Origin of the sequence: Sphingobacterium sp. HJSM2_6, assembly GCF_049316305.1 — a bacterium.
Taxonomy (GTDB): domain Bacteria; phylum Bacteroidota; class Bacteroidia; order Sphingobacteriales; family Sphingobacteriaceae; genus Sphingobacterium.
This window is the reverse complement of record NZ_JBMOXB010000029.1, coordinates 1-17,984: the sequence shown is the minus strand read 5'-3', so window position 1 is coordinate 17,984 and position 17,984 is coordinate 1. Positions and strand designations below refer to the sequence as shown.

Annotated in this window: 14 protein-coding genes; 6 read left to right on the top strand and 8 right to left on the bottom strand. The window is 31.5% G+C overall.

Features of this window, described 5'->3' with window-relative positions; all coding sequences use genetic code 11:
- Positions 1-404 (bottom strand): helix-turn-helix domain-containing protein (locus tag ACFRAE_RS17390; protein WP_422798446.1); only part of this gene is annotated, 404 nt, incomplete at its 3' end.
- Between the two features lie 210 nt (positions 405-614).
- Between ACFRAE_RS17390 and ACFRAE_RS17385 the strand changes: the two genes are divergently transcribed.
- A complete protein-coding gene (locus ACFRAE_RS17385) occupies positions 615-1,448 on the top strand; it encodes a hypothetical protein (protein WP_422798445.1) in 834 nt (277 codons plus the stop codon).
- A gap of 265 nt (positions 1,449-1,713) precedes the next feature.
- A complete protein-coding gene (locus ACFRAE_RS17380) occupies positions 1,714-2,190 on the top strand; it encodes a hypothetical protein (protein WP_422798444.1) in 477 nt (158 codons plus the stop codon).
- 216 nt (positions 2,191-2,406) lie between these two features.
- On the opposite strand, the gene ACFRAE_RS17375 is transcribed toward ACFRAE_RS17380, so the two are convergent.
- From ACFRAE_RS17375 to ACFRAE_RS17365, 3 genes are all read right to left on the bottom strand, one after another.
- Complete coding sequence (locus ACFRAE_RS17375) at positions 2,407-2,877, bottom strand: JAB domain-containing protein (protein WP_422798443.1); 471 nt, start codon at positions 2,875-2,877, stop codon at positions 2,407-2,409.
- Positions 2,878-3,068: 191 nt separating this feature from the next.
- Complete coding sequence (locus ACFRAE_RS17370; RefSeq protein WP_422798442.1) at positions 3,069-3,989, bottom strand: DUF5712 family protein; 921 nt, start codon at positions 3,987-3,989, stop codon at positions 3,069-3,071.
- Positions 3,990-3,991: 2 nt separating this feature from the next.
- Positions 3,992-4,531 carry a BfmA/BtgA family mobilization protein gene (locus ACFRAE_RS17365; protein ID WP_422798441.1) on the bottom strand — a complete coding sequence of 180 codons (540 nt, stop codon included), beginning with the start codon at positions 4,529-4,531 and terminating at the stop codon, positions 3,992-3,994.
- 129 nt (positions 4,532-4,660) lie between these two features.
- Between ACFRAE_RS17365 and ACFRAE_RS17360 the strand changes: the two genes are divergently transcribed.
- The gene (locus ACFRAE_RS17360; RefSeq protein WP_422798440.1) at positions 4,661-4,864 is read left to right on the top strand and encodes a hypothetical protein; all 204 of its coding nucleotides are present in this window, start codon (positions 4,661-4,663) and stop codon (positions 4,862-4,864) included.
- Positions 4,865-4,890: 26 nt separating this feature from the next.
- Here the strand turns inward: ACFRAE_RS17360 and ACFRAE_RS17355 are convergent, their stop codons facing one another.
- Positions 4,891-7,776, bottom strand: coding sequence for an NACHT domain-containing protein (locus tag ACFRAE_RS17355; protein WP_422798439.1), 2,886 nt, complete (start codon positions 7,774-7,776; stop codon positions 4,891-4,893).
- A 266-nt stretch (positions 7,777-8,042) separates the two neighbouring features.
- Between ACFRAE_RS17355 and ACFRAE_RS17350 the strand changes: the two genes are divergently transcribed.
- Positions 8,043-9,080 carry a hypothetical protein gene (locus tag ACFRAE_RS17350; RefSeq protein WP_422798438.1) on the top strand — a complete coding sequence of 346 codons (1,038 nt, stop codon included), beginning with the start codon at positions 8,043-8,045 and terminating at the stop codon, positions 9,078-9,080.
- Between the two features lie 817 nt (positions 9,081-9,897).
- Here the strand turns inward: ACFRAE_RS17350 and ACFRAE_RS17345 are convergent.
- Together ACFRAE_RS17345 and ACFRAE_RS17340 are read right to left on the bottom strand one after the other, a co-directional pair.
- Positions 9,898-12,684, bottom strand: coding sequence for a TrlF family AAA-like ATPase (locus ACFRAE_RS17345; protein WP_422798437.1), 2,787 nt, complete (start codon positions 12,682-12,684; stop codon positions 9,898-9,900).
- A gap of 1,204 nt (positions 12,685-13,888) precedes the next feature.
- A complete protein-coding gene (locus tag ACFRAE_RS17340; RefSeq protein ID WP_422798436.1) occupies positions 13,889-14,716 on the bottom strand; it encodes a hypothetical protein in 828 nt (275 codons plus the stop codon).
- Positions 14,717-15,567: 851 nt separating this feature from the next.
- Here ACFRAE_RS17340 and ACFRAE_RS17335 point away from each other — a divergent pair.
- The gene (locus tag ACFRAE_RS17335) at positions 15,568-15,687 is read left to right on the top strand and encodes an ATP-binding protein (protein ID WP_422798447.1); all 120 of its coding nucleotides are present in this window, start codon (positions 15,568-15,570) and stop codon (positions 15,685-15,687) included.
- Positions 15,688-15,858: 171 nt separating this feature from the next.
- On the opposite strand, the gene ACFRAE_RS17330 is transcribed toward ACFRAE_RS17335, so the two are convergent.
- Positions 15,859-16,905, bottom strand: coding sequence for a response regulator (locus ACFRAE_RS17330; protein ID WP_422798435.1), 1,047 nt, complete (start codon positions 16,903-16,905; stop codon positions 15,859-15,861).
- Positions 16,906-17,445: 540 nt separating this feature from the next.
- On the opposite strand from ACFRAE_RS17330, the gene ACFRAE_RS17325 reads away from it, so the two are divergent.
- Positions 17,446-17,871, top strand: coding sequence for a helix-turn-helix domain-containing protein (locus tag ACFRAE_RS17325; RefSeq protein WP_422798434.1), 426 nt, complete (start codon positions 17,446-17,448; stop codon positions 17,869-17,871).
- Positions 17,872-17,984: the final 113 nt, after the last annotated feature.

The window sequence follows — 17,984 nt, the reverse complement described above, 5'->3', positions numbered from 1 at the left end:
TAACTCTTGGAATTTAATAATCTCTCTAACTTATCGATCATTTCTTTCTGTTGCTGTAACATCCTTTCATATAATTCTACCATTTTATCAATAGGATTGAAAGTTGGTTGGTAATTATACAAAGAATTACCTGTTGCATTGTCACTGTTATTTACTGTATTGGATATAAAGTTAACTGCTTGGTCAACATCGAAATTTTGGATTGCCTCGGCAGGTACCTTCAATATTTTAGCAACTTGATCCAATATATCCTCTTCTACTTTTTCCTTAGCTTCCAACTGTGACACTTTTTTCTGTGTCCAATCTTCGCCCAGCTCAAAAGCAAGAGCTTCCTGTTTCATGCCCAGCATCTCCCTAAACCTTTTGATATTTCTGCCTTCGTGAATATGTTGTGTCCTTTCCATAAATAGATATCAATTTAAAGGATATCTTTCGATTCTCCCATTTACGAATTTAAGAAATATTTCACGGATAACATATTCTCTTTATAGGATAATTTATGCTTCCATTAGAATTGAATAGGAAATCAAGATGTCAGAACTTTAGATTAGGTTATCAGAAACTCCAAACGGTTTGGCACTTTCTGAATCATTCAATATCTAAATTACAACATTATGGATTTTAATATATTGCAAATAGACGAAGAATTGTATAAGGTCATTCAAATTCTAACTACCAATTATAATATCGAGTGTATTTACTTGAGTGAATATCAAAAATCAAAAAATCAAAGGGATCTTATATTATTGGTTTCCAACAAGTATCTGAATTATATTGGCGAACTCACTCCAAAAATGGTTAACAGCATCAAGAATTATGAAAATTATCGGATCAAATGTTATGTTGCTTTCCAGGCTAAAGAGAAGATCAAAAGAGGAAGTCTTTTCCTTTTCAGGTCATGTCAACAGAATCGACTTGTATTTCAACGACAAGATTCTGCATTTTGCCCAATACCAGAAGATTTTGATGCTGCCAAATGCTTCGAAAAACACCGCCAATTCCAAGAAAGGGAATTTCAAAAGGTAATCGAGTTTAGGGATGGTTATTTTCATTTTAAAGCAAAGTCACAGTATTCCATGGCTGCATTTATGATCCATCAGGTTCTGGAACAGACCTACAGGAACTTAGAGATCATTCTGGTTGGAAAAGACAAGTTGAGCCATTCCATCAGATGCCATAACAGTACCATTTATGAAATTTACCCTTCGTATGATGCAATTTTTGACCCTGACAATAACGAGGATGAAAAGCTATTAAAAATTTTGGAAGATATCTACCGAGCCACCAGGTATGAGGATAATTTTAGCATCTCTTTGAAATCCCTTGAAAGGATTGAATTGAAGATGGAAGCTTTGAAAGAACTTTTTCAGAACATATGTATCAGGTTTACCACAGATTTCAGTGAGACTTATCTTTTGAAAAACGAATCGAAAGAAACAGTAATCTAAGGAGAGCAATGAAATGGAGTGGACAAATTTTCCTAAATCTCAATATTCTACTATCGTTAAAATTTAAGATTTACTATTAAACTAGGAGCATCCCCAAAAGGTTATGATCGAACCGTCGACAAATGAGAAGTAGGTAACGATTGCAAGTCAAATTTCAAATTCTAGCTTTACATTCTCTGAGGTTAGGGAGATGCTCGATTCCAATTATTTGCTGATTCAGACCTACTTTTTAAATATCAGAAACCATATCTAAATAACAAAAGCCATGAAAGTTTCCAAAAAAATTGATAAATCAATACATAAGCTCTATAGCAAATATGAGGAGATCAATGAACGTTATTCATCAAGACAGAAAAAAATTACGATCAATATTCACGCCCATATCCGATATTTATGCGCCATTCTTGATATTACCCCAGAACATATAGTTCAGGAATATCTAAATTCATTAGCCTATTCTCATAAACAGAATGCTACCAAAAAGCAAAGGAAGCTATCTAACCTTTTTTTCCTTTCGTGCAGAACAGACAAAAGCAATTATCATAAAAAAGAAATTAGGCAGATGCTGATGGAACTTGAGCAAACCCAAAAACAACAAGAAAGATCCTTCACCCTTAACATGGACATGAATGAAAATAATCTATACTTTGCTGGGCAAAATATATTCAACGAAAAATGGGTTCAATGGTGGTTTAAAAAACACAGAAACCAACAGAAAATTTCTGTCCTTGACAAAATTTAGCACTGAAAATAATGATGGTAAGTCAATTTTAGAACTTGGTTCCCCATCAATAATTATCAATATAGAACTTCTGCTCGTATGAGATTATTTACACTGATTAAATAGTAAAAATTAATGGAGTCACGATTGATGAAACTCAACATTTAAATTTCACGTCGAATCGATTTGATAAATAAAAAAACTAATTTAGAAAATATCTTTTTATTAAAAAAAGGGCTATAAAAGCCCTTCATCCCTAAAGGAAAGATACCCTTCCCGGCCAACGATTAGGTGATCGTGCAACTTGATATCCAAATAGCTTGCTGCATCATGGATCTTTTGAGTCAGCTTTTTGTCCTCGGTGCTTGGCTTGAGGTTTCCCGAAGGGTGATTGTGAAAGACGATAATCCCTGTAGCAGTCGCTTTCAGCGCCGTAACCATCAACAGCCTAATATCCACTACCGTTCCCGATATCCCGCCACTGGAAGCTTCGTAAACACCCATCACGCGGTTACCCGTATTCATCAGCAATACCCTGAACCGTTCAAAGAGTTCTAAACTCTCAAATTGCCAGCTATCCATGATCACGCTGTAGGCTTCACTGGAGGATGTCACCACGGGCATCTTTGAGCTGGAAATCCGGTTGCTGTAACTTAGCTGAACTTCTGCCACCTTGTACAGAAGATTTCTTTTTTTTCTGCTTTCCATAACGTTCTTTTTTTAGTTTCAAGAAATGATTATGGAGCCCGCACCGGACCTGACCGAGCTAGGGCAAGAAGCAACGAAATAAAAGATGGAGCTGTGCGATGGATATGTGTTTATGTCGGAATTTCTTGTCCCGCCCCGAAGGACAGTGTCCGAACTTTGATCCCTATCATGGATTGAATGAAAAAATAAATCTACGACCTGCCTAGCCGTTTCCCTTTGCGTTTTTTACGCCTTCTTGGTAGCGACCTTTCCATTCCCTCGGATGGCAGGCTTGTACCTGAAAGCAAATTGGCCACCAAGTCCAAAGCCTGAGATTTTCCAGCAAACAAATCCCGAAAGCTATCAGCTCTCCATTCATCCCTGCCTTTAGCAAACTGCAGAATCTGATCGATCTGCCTACGCTCTTGCAAATTGCCATTCTTTACCCTATTGGAAAACTGAAAAGTTTCCTGCAATCCTCGGTCATAGCTGAACAGTTTATCGAATAGAAGCTCGCCCGATTCCTTGAATGCCATTCGGTCGAACTGACCGAGCTTCTGAGAATGTGAATTGTTTTTTCCCCTGGAAGTATTCTGCGGACTCAGCTTGATCTTGTTTGTGATATCCTTCCTACTGACGATAATCTGAATGTGAAACTGATGACCTTCCTTCATCTCTCCGCGTTTCCTTTGACCACTGATCACCGCTTTGTCCTGATGTCCGTAATAGCGGTTCTTCTCCCATTTGGCAAACCACAACAGGTCAGCCTGACCATTTATCCCTTCACGATGAAAGTTCTTAGCGTAAGCATCCATCACCTTGATCGCAAACTCCTTGAGCTGAAGTTTGGCCTCCTGCTCACCAAAACGTTCCAATAGAAAAGCAATCTCCTTTTGGCTTGGACTGATGTTGATCAGATAGAACTTACCGTCATCTCTAGACAGCTTGGCGATATTGGAATCGATTGCAATCCTGACCTCATGTGGCAGTATGTCATTAGAACGTCCATTGAACCACCTTTCCGAATTAGAAAGATTTTCAAGCATCCTGCTCTCTTTTTCCAGATAGCTCACCAAAGCCCCACAGCTTCCCGTATTGTTTCCTGTTTCGGACTTGGAAATATGGATAAACATCACTAGAGCTTATGGATATCGGAGATAAGCTTCTTGTATAGTTCATCTTTCTTAGCAGAATTTAAACTCCAACCAATGGCATCCCTTACTTTCAGAAAGCGGTCAAACAACATGATGATGTTAGAAATTAATATGGCCTTATCTGTTTTGTTTTTAGAAATCCCTTTAGAAATATAGTTTACTTCCTGCAAGATGTTTTCAATTCTCTGCCTTTGATCAGTTAGTAACTGATCCTGTCCATGGAGTTTTTCATGGAATACATTAAGTAGCCTAAAATTTTCAGTATTGAGGTTCATGACTGGTATGAGCAGATCCTTTTCCTGCTGCTTGATAAAAGACAATATCCGATTGATTCCGAATGAAAGTTCTCGTTTCAGAATCTCATCACCGCTATCCGCTGGATCTTTCTTTGACCGATAAAAATAGTCGATCATCTGAACCAAAAACAGCTTCTTTGACCTTCCAAATTTCAACACTAAGGCACTCAGTTGATCATCAGATTTTTGAGGAAACCTGATTGATTTTTCCTTCCATTGCTCCATATCTTTCCCTTCCGATCTTTTTATGTTGGATAGACAAATTAGGAAACTTTATTCACCTAAAAACCATTTTAAAATCCAAATATCATGATTTAGATCAAAATGACCTATTTATTGAGATTGAGTATACATATGAGTATACCGAAATCAGCATTTAAAGACGTCTTACAAAATAAAAGTATCCCCGGAGGATACTTAAAAGCTCGATTGCAAAGCATGAAGGGCGAAAAAGTAGGGCTTGCCCAACTTCCGCTTGCTGAATTGACTCGTCCTAAAATAAGTTTACAATTGACTCGTCATGGAATATGTTTAAATATCCCAGTTAAAATTTCCTAAATAATTGATTTGACTGATTTCGATGATTAATTGAAATGGTAATCAATATTCATATTTGTTATATTATCTATTCTTCTAAATAATTCCATAAAAGGTCTAAAAATTTCAGGGTCATGAATTTTGACTATCTCGCTTGCAAAAGAGTTTTTATTACCAATAATTTCGTGAACACCATCTATAGCAGTGGTTTTCAATTTGTTATGCTTTTCAAGCAATTCGTTAGGGAAATAATGTTCAATTTCAAAAAAATTAAATACTTGTTTCTCTTGAAGATAATTTTCTCTATTTTCTATTATCGGTAAACAGATTGCGTAAATCTCATCACTTCTACATTTTCTCACAGTGTGATTTTCAATGTCCTCAAAGTTTTTTAATCTGCGAAATTCTTCTAATCCAGCATTATCTCTATCATAAATCCCAATCAATTTTTGATCGGAGTTCAATAATGGGGCCGCACTTTGTAAAGTTTTAGTAAGTTCTTTTGCGCCAGAATTCTCTTCACTCCCAGCAGGTTTTATTTCCCAATAAGGTAAATCACCTTTTGTTAATACCATGTAAGCGTGTTCAATTATTCTTGCATCAGTTTTGCCTTCAGTCAAAATCTGAAACTTTCTCTCAGACTTTATAGCATCATAACTTGTGAATCTTAAGCGACTCGCAGGAATCTCACTTAACTTTTTTAATGGAGCACTTAATTTATTGAAATCTTTTTTAATAGCTTTTTTAAGATCTTTATAATTGTCGGTTCTATTTAATTCAAGCGCTAGATCAGTTAACATCACTAAGTTAGGGTCGTGACAAAGATTAGATTTAAAAATTAATTTTTCAAGGTATTGTCCTTCATTTATTCTTTTTGAATTTAATGTAAGAGCGATTTTTAATGCTTTATAACCAATATTTGTTTCATCTTCTTTTAAATAATTTTGAAATAGGTCTATAAATGATAGGGTTAAAGGTTCTTTTAACGTTACGGAATTAAAGTTTTCGAAAAAATAGAACACATTCATTAAAAGCATTATTGGCAATTTATAGTTCTTAAATATTGCATCCTCATCTCCTGAAATTTTCATTAAAGCTTCATAGGCCTGAATATTTACATTTATTGCTGTGTCAACTCCTATTTTCCTTATTTTATTATCAGTTTGGTAAAGAGATTGCATTAAATATCCTAATCCCATAACTCCCATAAAAAAATCATTAACTTTTGATGCACTTTGAACTTTTGAGATAACTTTTAATAAAAATTCTGACATATCTCTAGATTTTCCAGCGTAAAAAAATGAAGAATTCTGCCAATTTATGTCGAAAAAATTCTCAATTATTAATTCTTCTTTATTCCTTTGATGTTTGAATATTTCAATAGCTCCATAATACTCCATAAACGAATCATGACTAAATTGGATATATTTCCCATCCTTTAACAACAAAATACCAGTATTATCAATTAAATAGGTCAAAACATCTTTTATTGATCCTTTTCGAATGGGAATAGTTTTGTCGGCATAATAATTTTGAAAATATTCAAAGAACTCCTCTTTCTCCATTGGTGTATGCTCAATTCTCTCTAAAAGAGCCAATCCATACAAAGATAAAATTCGTTCTCTAAATGAACTATCTATAAATTCTAATCGAGAAGATACTATAGCTTTACCTAATAATACTGCATTAAAGTTATCGTATATGTCCGTAATTGTCGCTGGAATTTCTAAATTATTCTCTTCATATAGAATTGAAATTAGAGAAAGTGTTAACGGGGTAATAGGTAATTTTTCTAAAATTCTGTTATCCCTAAGTGCATCCAATAAAGCGTCAGCTCTAGATGTTTCATGTTGAAAAAAGTTTGATACAAACCTTTTAATCTGATCATTATTAAATTTTTCAATTGAAAAATTATCTGCATTTTTCAAAATTGGATTAGAATACAATTTCTCATGATTCCTTGTAGCAATAATTATATTTACATCATTTTTAGAACTTAATTTTTCTAATTGTTTAAGGATTTTATCTTGATTTTTTTGTTCTAGTTCATCAATAGTGTCGATTAAGATTGTTATCTGATAATTTTCAAAGCATAATTGAATGTCAGAAAAAGCTAAAGCTAACTTGTTTTTAACTAAAGCATCAATATTATATTCTTCATCAAAAAGTTCTGTAACTGAAAGAAATATGGGAATATTCTTCTTGTTAGTCTGAGTCTTATTCAGATCTATCAAATATTCACCTATTTTTTTTAAAGTCGTTGTCTTACCTGTACCAGCAGACCCTGATAAAATAACAGTTTTATCATTTAAACATAATCTTTCTATGCTAACCTTTTTGCGAACTGGAGTATTAGTGTTTTTATCCTCGTAAAAGTGAAAATAATCTGGTTCTATAAAGATTTGAAGTAATTTATCATACTTCTCATTAAAGATTTGAAGTTTTTTCAATTCATTATCTCCAATCAAATTATTACTAAATATTTTCTCATAATTTAACAATTCAACATCATCATGTTTCCAGAAATCTGTAAAAAATTTATCTATTAATTCAATTAGATCATCTCTTCCAATATAATCAATTGTTAAAGTTTTTAAGGCTGTACTTAAATCGTTTTGAAAACCTTTTGATATTACGTTATTACTAAACACAAAAAAAGTCACTACTTTATTTTGATCACTATATAGTTTAATTTTATTAACATATTCTTCTGTATTTTCTGAAGAATTTAGCTTTTGATCTAAATAAATAAACGCATGTTTATGCTTTGATAAAGGACCAGAATAAGTTCCTACAATAACATCAGAGTCATGATTAATTGAAATATAACCAAGTTTACCAACTATAGTTATTAAGAGATCAAAAAGCTTACCTTTTGCCAGATTTTTGATAATATCTATTTTTCGATTATGTGGTTTTATATTACGTTCCATTTTACTTAAAATATAAATACCAAAAATAATATAATTTGATATATATAGCTGTCAAATGTATTATTAGTTTTCTTAAGTTGAATTAAGTCTAATATATTGGAGTAATTTAAAAATCTAAATCACTTAGAATTAGTAAAATTTAAGCTTTAAAAAGCTAAAAATAAAACCCTTAAAATTTTATATTTTTATTAAAAAATATTATTAAAACTCATCTTACAAGTTTTCTATATTTGATCAATACTGTCTTATTAAGCCTTTAAACAAAAATGATTTATACTAAAATGGAACTCTTGGATACCGATATTAGGAAGATCGCTTTAAGAAGATATTTACATAAATTTAAAAATCATCGAAATGAAATAAAAAAGCTGAAACTATTTGAACTAGAGTTCTTATTTAGTTCCATGAAAGCAATTGTCCAAATTTCAGATTCAGTAACAATTGAAGAGTTAGACTACTATAAAACAAAAAGTGATAATGAAAAATATGAACATTTTTCAAGAATGGGATTACTGATTCCAGCATTTGATTTATATTCAATCGAAGAAGCTTCCGAATTTGTATTTTATAGAATTGGGATGAATTACTTTTTTAATTACTTGTTTATTCCTCCAGTTTTAGGTCCTCATGGTTATTTGAGTTCAGAGCAAATTGATAAGGATAAATTGTATTTTGATTTATACTATCCAAAATGGGAAAATATATTAATTTCAAAAAAAGGACCCTATATGGCACATCTAAATCCAGAATTCAATCGAAAAGTAAAAATACTTTTGAAGTTAAAGAAAAGTGGATTGTTTGGAAATAACCACTTTAAGGTCAAATATAGAGAAATAGTTCTTGCTTGTTTTCATATATATTTTAAGGTTAAATTGTTTTTTGATGGAATGGCGAAATTGGAGCACTGTTTCGAGATAAAGAATATCAAATTTGTATTCGATGTATATTCTTATATTCATATATTATCACGTCACTATATGCCTTCAATAAATAGTTTTGATATAGAAAGAACTTACAATGAGGAATTGCCATTTATAGATATTGATTTTATGCCTTTATCGATTGAATCGATCTTGAAGAGATTTAGTAAATTTAAGAAAATTCAAATTACAGATGAGTTTATAATGTTTCGATTTAAAAATTCTCCTTACATACTTTGGTTTAAATCCCTATTTAATCAACGTCTATCCATCCAAACATTGCAAATTCGAACATTATATCGAATTGAAAACAAAAATGACTTAGCAAAAATGGATGCTTGCGATGAGGTACAAGAAGCTGAAGATTTGGTGTTTTTTATTTAACTTTCTTAAATACTGATTCCCAGCTATTTAAAATAAATTTTCAGTAACAATACATCAAAGAATGAAAAGGGAATTACGTCTATGTCAAGAGATTAAATAATCTTGTCAAAATTAAAGATTCTGTAATGATAAGACTCTTATGCCTTTTGAATAAGTACTACAGACTCTTTAAAAATTCAACCGCTTTTAGAGTTTGTCTCTCCTGAAATCGCTCAAGCTACGATGTTGTCATTATTTAGATTGCTTAAGTCTGAGCCTACGCTGTCAAAAATATCGCAAACAGTCTCCGTATAGTACATGCATATCGTTGAATCATGATAGCGCATTTCTCTTAAACTACCTTCGCTCAACTCATGGGACGGCGAGCGTGTATAAGTAGGTTTAAAATTCTCCCACCAATACACAGAATAAATAGTTATCACTGTAGGTTTCTGAGTGTAGAATCATTGTACTAATAATTACAATGAGAACAGACAAAAAATATTTAAATCAGTCATCAGAATTCTCTGCTTTAAGGAGTGAGGTTTCGGATTTGAGAGCTATGATGTATGTTATGCAACAGATAATGACAAACCAAAGTAAACTGACCTAAAACCTACACAAAACACTCACTAACAACATGTTATATTTAAATACAAGAAGTTGGAAGAAAAGAAAGAAGCTATGAAAGCAAGATTGATAATGAAGAATGTGAGGCAAAAATAACCTCGCATAACAAGGATTAAGCGAGGTACTATATTATATTTTACAATATTAAAGGCTATGCAAGAGTTAATGCTGTAACATACTTACTCTGCTTTCAAAGTTACATATTTCGTTATTTTTTAAGTGCTTTTGAAATACGAAAATATCGTTTATTAAGAGCATCCCTACCTCCTTCCATAACTTCACAAACTGCATTGCGAATGTGTTTGTCTTGCAATGCATTATTACCTGCAACAACTATTTGTCCATTGTTAAAATCCATATGAACCACATTATCAGAATTCGCATTGACTGCAATATTTGGATTGTGAGTTACTATAAGCAATTGTCTTTTTTGCTTTAGCTTTTTGAAACCGTCAACTACAAAATTTGATATTAGTTTTGTGTCCAAATCATCTTCAGGTTGGTCGATGATTAGTGGAATGTCGTTAAGTGCTAAAAGTAATCCTAACATTCCGGCTGTTCGTTCTCCAGCAGAGCCTGTTTGAATATCTTCCACGACTCCTTTCTTCCTAAACTTCAAAATAAGTTTGTCTTCCGGTACCCAAACTATTAAGCGGTCAATATCTTCTGGTGTATTTTGTTTGAGATAATCAAGCTGTTTTGCTAACCTTAAATCAATTCCTTTTTTATCAGCTTCAGTTGCTGAAAGAAATGCTACAACTTCAATATGTCGTTTTTCCCAACGGGTTGCTTCAGCGTCATTTATGATTCTTCCAATTAAGCCAGAGCAGCTTCCGTCATCTTCATTGTAAATATAAATGTCGTTTGCAAATTCACCTCCTGACTTTCTGATAAGTTCTCTAAAAGTAGTATTAGCATTTTCTGAATCTGCCATAGGATGCAATTCAATAATCAGAAACGGATTATTTGTGTTATCAATTGTTCTCCATCTTCCAATGATTTCGTTTCTTTTTTTTCTTAATTCCTTTTCATTGTCAATGATTGCAGCATAAAGGATTCCAAGAGTTGTATTTAAGTTTGCAAGTTCTGTTTTTTGGTTATCAATTAATACAAGTTTATCATTCAGTAATGCCCTTCTTTGGATTAATGTTTCATACGATTCAGTTCCTAACTCCTGTATACTTGCTGCAATAGCATCATAGTTTTGTTTGGCTACTTCAAATTGTGCAAACCAAGGCAGGGTATTGAATTGATTAACAAGATGTTGTTTGTATGGCGTAACAAGTGCAATTGCTTCTGCTATCTTTGCTTTCGCTGCTGATAATTCAGCATTTATTGTTTGAATAAATTGCAACGATTCATTAACTACAACATCATTTACTCCTTCAGGTATTTCAAAATTTGGAACTTCATGTTCTAATTCCTCTAATTGTGAAATAAACTGTGAAACAATTTCACTTGTATCAGTGAAAAATTTATTTGTTGCGGTGAGTTTATTGAAGTTGTTTAATGTGTCTCTATAATCCGAACTTTCAAACAATGCTATTTTATTGTTAACTGAACCAAGCTGAGCTCTTATGTTAGCTTCTTCTGATATGGCAAAATAAAGTTGCCTTCTTTTTGCTCTGTCTGAAAGCCACTTATTTACTAACCTTTCTTTTTCTTCTGCCCAAGCGTGCTTGTCGAACTGTGAATCAATTAACTCAATAAGTTTTGAAGGATTACCAGTTAATGCATAAAGTTCTTTCTGACTAAAAACCTGAATTGGGAAGAGGTCTTTGATATTTGAAACGGTAGTTGATAATTTCCAAGTTCTTGTTGTTTCATCCCAATCTTGTAATGTATGAGTAGAATCTCTCCATGTTATTAAATGCAATTTACCGTCCTTAAAAATTTCAACTTGTATAGTTGTTACATTTCGCAACATCCCAGTTCCATCTTTCCTTCCTATTCCATTGAACTTATTAAACTCTATTTGAACTTCATTTGGCATTTCATCTATTCTTGCTAAAGCAATTCGCAAATAATTTACAATAGTTGATTTACCCGAACCTCTACCACCGATAACAGAAGTTAGCCATGGACTGAATTCTGTTTTTAACGGGGTTCCGTTTCCTGCTTTAAAACCATTTGTAACCGTTAGTGATCTTATGAAGTAACGATGTGAAATACTATTCGGATCATCAGTGATTTCATCTTTTCTAATTATTCCATCCTCTCTATCATGCAATGCAAGTTTCAATGCATCCAAAGATGGTTCCCCCATTTTAATCCAAGTATAATTTGTCCCTACTTGTTCAGCAACATGACTGTCAGTGCCAATCACTTCTGCTAATTTAAGTTTGGATTGATTGTAAAGCTCTGGTTTGGTCGCAGTTTTCTCTACTACCTCAATTGCAAGTAGCCCTTCCGTCTTGATTGTTTGTGTAAGAGTAAAACCTGTGAGTAAAAATAATCCACATGGTTTGTCCACATGTGCTGGTATTGCAACTGCACCTGCTTTATGGATTGCATTGATTACATCTTCAACGCTGTCGGGTGAAACTGCATCAGTATTTCCGAAATGTGCTGATGGAAATCTTACAGCACCTAATAGTGCTTGAATTTCTGCTGTTCCAGCACTAGGGTCAAACAATGCTAAAATATGAATGTTCCCTGAAGCAGAAATTTCAACTCCAGGGAACAGAAATAATTTTCTGTAGCCTGATGGCTTAGATTCAGCACTTTCCATTATAGTCAATGCAGTTTTCAAAGTGTCAATCCATTCCCCTGAGTTGTGGTCAGTTATTGCAACACAATCAATCCCTGCCTTCATATACATAAGCAACCAGGTCTCAGGTGTGATTGCCATGTGGTGAACATCACCCTTTCCAAAGTCATTTGACTTAGGGGTGTGGTTGTGGAAGTCAAACTTCCACCATTTTGCTCCATGTATTATGTTATTCATTTCTAATAATGTGATTTCGTCTTTTAGGCTTGCAGGTAATGATTCCAATATTTGGTGAGTAGGTAATATACGTCAAGTAACTTAGGTCATTGAGCCATTTCTTACAAGAAGCATAAATGATTCTTTTTAACAGTTGGTTATACACACCTAATATACAAAAAGTTTAGCCAATCTATCTCTAACTCTATTTTCTTAGTTCAACATCAAAAATATTTTGCAATCTTGCAAATTAGTTATTCCGAATCAATTGAATTCTTGTAACACTAACCTCTTTAATACTATCGTCAAAAACACATTGAGTCAAGCGTAACATCTCATTTCGTCTTTATTTGAATCGTAGATACATTTAAGTTTTAAACAGAGAAATATAAAATTTAATTATCAGTCGATAACATATAGAAATAAGAATAAACAATCCTATCAAAACTCTGTAAAAATCCGTATAATTAACTAAAATTTATTAAAAATTAATGAGAGAAAAGTACCTATAAATTTAAAAAAGCAACTCTTTACAGTTGCACTTTTACCAGGAGAGAAAAATGGATTCGAACCTCTCTATTTCTAATGTAACCCTATATGAATAATAATATTTTTGAATTAAAAGATTTTTAAAAAGGGTCTTTATAAATCTTAAAAAGTTCAGAATTTTATTAAATTTGAAATATAAGTTCTTACATATTAAAAACTACTGCCTTAACTGGTGCCTTTAGAAAATAAGAATAATTAACAATCTGAAAATAAGGTTGATAATTCAAAAAATATTATCCCAGCGGGATCACAGAGAAAAGCAACTTCAAAAGAGTTGCTTTTTTGTTTTATATGGCTGGGATAAGAACCCGGGTTCGATTCACTGAAGGCTCAAGGTAAGCGTGCGGGAATAGTGTGGCTGAGGTAATATGTAGTGAAGCTTATCTATCCCTAATACCACAATGCCCTTAACTAGATCTTTGATGAAAGTAAAAAAAACTAAATTATGATTATTTTAACGTTCCGGCTTAATGGCTGTCAATGGGAAATTATTGAAACATTTTCTTAATGATTTCAAGGTTTCGTAAGAATTATTTGAGAACCTCAATTATTGAAATAAGAGTTGATTTAAATAGGTTCAATATTAAAGAAGTTTATCGAAATACAAACTATAACATCAGTTTTTTCTCTTTTAGAATAGTCATTCTAAATGTGCGGAATTCAGTCATATATAATATGATTAATTATGATGTTAAGAAAATACAATGAAAATTATAACACTAATTTATCTTTTAAAGAATAATATAGGTGTTTTATTAAAGAAAGTTGAGATGGAGAAACCTATTGAGTTGGGTGATTTATTAGTTATTTGGGTAGATCGATCCATAAAATAAACGATTAAAGATGGTTTAGTTTTTTTTATACCAATAATAATATCTTCACTTAAACTTCTTGACTGACTTCGCTGAATATATTTTATTTTAATTGAAAGACCAGTTTTTTTTAACAATCTTCCTTCTAACGTATTTGCCTTAAGCAGAATATTAGATGGAAAAAAAATATGTAATAACATTATTTTAATATTTTGCATTCCCACAAAACTTGCTATTTTTTTAATTTCTTTTTGATAATTAGTCATATTTGAAGCGAAACAAATGCTATCAATTTTTTTTAGTTTATAAGAAATTGGAACACTAAATACTGGGATTTTTGATTTAGCAATCAAAATATTTGAAATCATTTTAATTGAGCTGTGTTTTGCATTTACTTGATTACTGACAAACATATAAGTACATTTATGTCTTACCACACAATTTAAAATAGCATTTACACTATTTGAATTCATTTGGAGATCTATTTCACAATTTACATGCGGCCCATCAATTGTATTAAAAATTTGATTTAATAGATTATTTAGTTTAGTCAATAAAAATTCTTTTCTTGCATTATGGTATTTATCAAATCTTTGAGGGCGCCAATTTTTTGGTTTTGATAGTGAATATACATGCGTAATAACCAATGTAGCCTTTTCTATTTGGGAGATTTTATAAGCAAAATAAATAGCTGAAATAGAACTAACTGAAAGATCTGTAACAACTAATAATTTTTTCATGATTATCACTTTTCTTCAAAATTACCCTAAGTAGTAATTAAAGTAAATGATAGTAATCAGTTAAAATACTGATTATTAGCGTGAATTTAACTTTACATTTTTTGAGCTAATTTTTAAAATTGACACTCTAAACGCTAAGCTGTAGGAAATTAATGTTGTAATCGGTATTAAATTTTTAAAACTAAACTTCATTGAATATACTGGCAAGCTGACCCTAAAAATTGAATTTATCGCTTCTAATCATATTCCATTTTGGCTGATATTGACCCATAAACACATTTTCTGATTCTTACGCTGAAGCATATTGCCCCCTTTGCAAGTAGTTTTGATACTTAGTGACCAAACAATTTGGATTACTGATGCATGGAAAACCAAATCAAATGAGTCAGATAAAACAATTAACTAGATTGGACCAACGCAGTTGTGAAATAAAAGTAATTGCAGGATGTATCCCTTGCAAAAGATGGCTACCGATTTTTTAAAGTTGCATTCTCTAATTCTACTTTTCTTAAACTCTTCTCAAATTATCTTATATCTTGTTCTTCAATAATTAACTTGTCATTATTAGGAAATAGAGTAACTTCATCATATTGCGGATCCATACGCCATTTACTTAATTTACTAGCAACTGGTGAACACCTCAAAAAAGGTAATCCGAAACTCATGAGCAGTGCTACAAGTTGCGGAAAGAGTTTTTTTTCTTCTGCTTGTAGCCATCAAGTCTGTGCCCAGGCTTATTAAGTCATGTACTTTAAAACTACTTTTAAAGCCTAAAATGGCTCATCAAGACTCGATCTGATGGAAATAATTGAAGATAGGCAGGCTAAAGCTTTGATGTTAATAGTTAGCTCATTACCCATTGGTATGACGTAATTGGTGAAAATACACTTGTAGACGCAATATTCGATAGACTAATTTATGTATCATATAGAATTGAGTTACAAGGTGAAAGTCTACGAAAAAAGAAGTAAAATTGTGATGTTATCGGTTGGACTATTATACTAGCTCGATAGCGGGTCAATATGTTGAGCGGAGGCGTAAACATTAACATTATATCCATTACTGCTCTGGTTTAATGTAAATGTATTTAGTAGTGATGTATGAAATTTTGAAAAGGAAAGTTATGTGCTATATAATTTTGATTAACTTTTAATATTCAATAAGCCATTATAATCAAGTATTTGAATTTGGCTTCCATTTCTTTCTATTAATCCTTTTTCTTTAAAATCAGTAAGGATTCTACTAACCGTTTCGTTAGCGATACCAGCCAAACCAGCAAGCTCATCTCTGGAAATATCTATATCATCAATTGGTACAGATGTCTTGCTCAACTTAATTAAGACTTGAGCTAGTTTTTTTCTAACTGAATTATAAGCAAGCTCAACTAATTGTTCATCCTTTTCTTGTAAAAAATTGGATAATAATATCATAAAATATTTATTTAGTTGTACATGTTTGTTTAATAATTCAGAAATGTCAGACTTTAATAAAAAATAAACGGAGGTATTTTTTACAGCTTCGGCACTTTCAGTCAATGGTTCTTCAAGAAATAAAGTACCTACTCCAATAAAACTTTTTGAAGTATATAAGCCTGTAATTAGCTGTCGCCCATCATTTGTTAGTTTATATGTTTTTATTGAACCTTCCACTAAAAGATAAATCCATTGCGAATAATCACTTTCATAGAATAAAGTTTGTTTTTTTTTTAAATGTCTTATTTTGCTTTTGGAAATAAGTTCAAAAAGTTCCTCAAATCCCTTATCAAAATTTGAAGTAATATTGTAAGACTCATTAATAGGTAACGATTTCCATTTTTGATTTTTAGCTTTGTTAATTCTAGCTTCTACTGATCTGATAAGTTGATTACTTTGAAATGGTTTGGTTATAAAATCATCCGCACCGAGTTCTAATCCTTTTTTTACAACTTCATTTGATGATGTTGAATTCAAAAAGACAAAAGGAATTGAAGATGTTAATGGATTATTCAATAGTATGGATAAAACTTCGAATCCGTGTAAGTCTGGTATAGAAATATTGCATAATATTAGGCTAGGAAGAATATTCATTGCTAGTTCAATTCCTTTTTGGCTATTATGAGTACTTATAACATTATAACCAGATAATTTTAGTATATCAGAGTACTTATTGAGTAGTGTTTCGTCACTCTCAATAATTAAAATATTTCTCATAGTGTGATTTCAGTTTAATAATAGTATATGAATATACTAATAAATTGAAATAAAATTATTCAAAAAAATAATAAAAATTTTAAAAAGATTTAATATTATAAATATTTTAAATTAATTTCTCTTTATTAATTGTCTCGTCCTAAAAAACCTTACAAATTTTATCATTAGTCTCAAAAGAATGTTACAACAGGTCTAATAAGGGGAAGTCTTCCGAAAAATTTTAGAAGATAGATTATTGAAAAATAAAAGAACTAAATATTTAAATTAAAATAAAAATGAATTCTGAAACATCAGTTTAGATATTTTACTACCGATTTTCATCAATTTTAAAAATAGTAAAACAACTTAAATACCATAATTTAATAGGCTAAACCACAATAAAAACGATAATTCAAATAAATTATTAACATCTCGAAACAAATAAAGTATATTAAATGAATTGTCCGTAATCATCTAAAACCTTGACCACCGTCATTTACACGCATAAAATTTTCAACGAAATTCAAATAAAATTATTAACCAATTAATACCTATAGAACTATGAATGGAAATTTAACCGAAATTGATAACCATGAAAATGATTTAAATGGCAACATAAATCATAAAATATCAAAATCAAAAAATCATGCAGGGCAAGTATTAGAGTCTATTATTAGAAAGAAAGGGCATAATATTAGTGAACTTGCAAGGCATATGAAAATTAGTAGATGTACTATTTATAATTGGTTTGAGCTTGAACTTATATCTTATGATATTTTAGTTAAAATCGGCTCCTACATTAATTATGATTTTTCATCTGATTTTCCTGATGTATTTAGTGGCAATAATAATGTGAAATTTGAACCAAATAAATTTACAGAACCAGAAAATGTCGATTATTGGATAAAAAAGTATATTATACTCCTTGAGAAATATAATGAATGTTTATTAAGTAAAAATTATAATCAGGAATATATAAATCAATAAATATTCCAGGTGTTAAATCCCTTAATGAACTATGGGTGTACGTCTTCAAACTAAATTAGACACATTAGGATGAAACCTTAAGGAGACTTTCGAGTTATAAATTTATTAATTTT

Excerpts from the sequence above, each read along its gene's own strand:
- ACFRAE_RS17385 (WP_422798445.1), top strand. The coding sequence starts at position 615 with ATGGATTTTAATATATTGCAAATAGACGAAGAATTGTATAAGGTCATT.
- ACFRAE_RS17380 (WP_422798444.1), top strand. The coding sequence starts at position 1,714 with ATGAAAGTTTCCAAAAAAATTGATAAATCAATACATAAGCTCTATAGC.
- ACFRAE_RS17375 (WP_422798443.1), bottom strand. The coding sequence starts at position 2,877 with ATGGAAAGCAGAAAAAAAAGAAATCTTCTGTACAAGGTGGCAGAAGTT.
- ACFRAE_RS17370 (WP_422798442.1), bottom strand. The coding sequence starts at position 3,989 with ATGTTTATCCATATTTCCAAGTCCGAAACAGGAAACAATACGGGAAGC.
- ACFRAE_RS17365 (WP_422798441.1), bottom strand. The coding sequence starts at position 4,531 with ATGGAGCAATGGAAGGAAAAATCAATCAGGTTTCCTCAAAAATCTGAT.
- ACFRAE_RS17360 (WP_422798440.1), top strand. The coding sequence starts at position 4,661 with ATGAGTATACCGAAATCAGCATTTAAAGACGTCTTACAAAATAAAAGT.
- ACFRAE_RS17355 (WP_422798439.1), bottom strand. The coding sequence starts at position 7,776 with ATGGAACGTAATATAAAACCACATAATCGAAAAATAGATATTATCAAA.
- ACFRAE_RS17350 (WP_422798438.1), top strand. The coding sequence starts at position 8,043 with ATGATTTATACTAAAATGGAACTCTTGGATACCGATATTAGGAAGATC.
- ACFRAE_RS17340 (WP_422798436.1), bottom strand. The coding sequence starts at position 14,716 with ATGAAAAAATTATTAGTTGTTACAGATCTTTCAGTTAGTTCTATTTCA.
- ACFRAE_RS17330 (WP_422798435.1), bottom strand. The coding sequence starts at position 16,905 with ATGAGAAATATTTTAATTATTGAGAGTGACGAAACACTACTCAATAAG.
- ACFRAE_RS17325 (WP_422798434.1), top strand. The coding sequence starts at position 17,446 with ATGAATGGAAATTTAACCGAAATTGATAACCATGAAAATGATTTAAAT.